The organism is Azotobacter armeniacus (assembly GCF_054779355.1).
This window is the reverse complement of the sequence record NZ_BAAGYK010000106.1, coordinates 1-1,721: the sequence shown is the minus strand read 5'-3', so window position 1 is coordinate 1,721 and position 1,721 is coordinate 1. Positions and strand designations below refer to the sequence as shown.

The 1,721-nt window shown below is 64.8% G+C and carries 2 protein-coding genes and 1 pseudogene; all 3 read right to left on the bottom strand.

Annotated features, from left to right (window positions below):
* Positions 1–782: pseudogene (locus ACYVD0_RS14555) on the bottom strand (glycosyltransferase family 1 protein); the annotation flags it as partial.
* Positions 783–913: 131 nt separating this feature from the next.
* Complete coding sequence (locus ACYVD0_RS14550) at positions 914–1,216, bottom strand: hypothetical protein (RefSeq protein ID WP_460427472.1); 303 nt, start codon at positions 1,214–1,216, stop codon at positions 914–916.
* 77 nt (positions 1,217–1,293) lie between these two features.
* Positions 1,294–1,721 (bottom strand): glycosyltransferase family 4 protein (locus ACYVD0_RS14545; protein WP_460427471.1); only part of this gene is annotated, 428 nt, incomplete at its 5' end.

Here is a 1,721-nt window from a genome sequence, read left to right as displayed (position 1 = left end):
AGGAAGGTGACGATGGGGATGTCCTTCCGCAGCCCGGGGAAGAGGCCCTCGAGCAGCGCCCGCGGCGGTCTGCCGGACGGGGCGGGAAGTTCGATACCGGGGTAGACCACGCTCATGCGCTCCCGCGGAACGTCCAGCTCGTCGGCGATCCGCTCGAGGTAGTCGTGGCTGGTCTGCAGAGCCGGCCAGCGCGACCCGGCAACGGCTTCGTTGAGGCGGCTGCGGTAAGTCTCGAACAGGCCGCCCCGCCGCGCGTAGTCGGCGAACTGCTCGTCGCCCTGGAAGGTCAGCGAGTAGTCGAAATCGAGCCCTCCCTGACGCTTCGCCGCCAGGGCGAGCATGCCGATGGAGGCGAAGCTCATCATCAGGTGGGTAACCCCGTCCCTGGCGATGAAGCCGCGCAACCGCCGGACCAGGCCGGCATCGGCATCCGGCGTCGCATGCAGCGAACAGATGAGGTGGGTGAGCATGCGGTCGACGAAGCCGTTGAAGAGGGTCTGGGTCATGCGCACTCGCAGCGGCAAGGGCTGCAGGAAGGCGGCCGAGCCGACCACCCGGTCCATGAACTCCGAGGGCCGGCGGAACTGGTAGCGCGTGCCGTGGCACAGCAGCCGCTGCTCGATGCCGGGATCGGCGAACGAGGGATTCCACTCCATCATCCAGTAGACCACCACCTTGTAACCGCGTCGGTGGAGAGTGTTGGCGAGGGTCAGGTCGCGAATCGTGGAGCCCAGGTAGGAACCACTGCCAATGGTGACGAATGCAAAAGTCGGCTTGCTCATGTTGCCTCCGGTCCTTGGGGATGGCTAGGGGCGTCTCCTGCTGGATCACGCCCCACTTCTCTTGCTTAGTGAACGCTCAGAAGGTGTAGCTAACGCCGGTAAACACCGAGTAACGCAACAACGTCCCGAACTCATCGTCGACGCCGCCACCGGTGAATATTCATCGCGTCGCTCTGCCGGTAAAGAACGCTCCGGCTGTTCGCCTGACCGCTCAGGAAGCACTCGACCATGGCCTCGTCGTCGCAGCCATTGTTGTCGCGCAGGCACTTCACCGGATAGAACATCTGGAAGAACAGTGCGGCGCGCAGTTGGTCAGGGTCGTCGACTTCGCGAACGCTGGAGAATTGCCGGTGTATGTCGTTTCCCATGCCGACGTACTGAGAGCCTTGCCCGGGAAACACGAACATGATGTTGGGACTGGAAACCTGGCTCATGGAAAAACTCCCTGGATGGATCGGGGAACCGGGCATCGCTGCCCGGACCGTCACAATCGCGGATGCGCTCGCGTTCGTCACGCCACCCTGGAAATGACGCCATCCGGCAGCGAACGCCCCGTCTGCTCGGCAATGCCCAGGTGCTGCAACACACGGTCGGTCATGTGATCGGCCGTGAAGCGCTCCGCCAGCGAGCGGGCATTCCCGGCCAGCTCGCGATGCAGTGCCTCGCTCTTCAGCAGAGTCTCCAGCTGCCGGGCCAGGTCGCCGCTGTCCCAGACCTTGAAGGTCAGACCGCCGGCCCGCTCGCCATCGCACATCACCTCGGTGACGCCGCCGTAGTCGGGCACCAGCACCGGCGTGCCATGGCTCATCGCTTCGGCTACCACCATGCCGAAGGGCTCCCGGTTCACCGAGGGGTAGACCACGCAGTGGCTGTGGGCGAACAGCGCATCGCGGATCTCCCCGGAGACCGCCCCGGTCTGGTGTATCGGCAGGCCGAGAT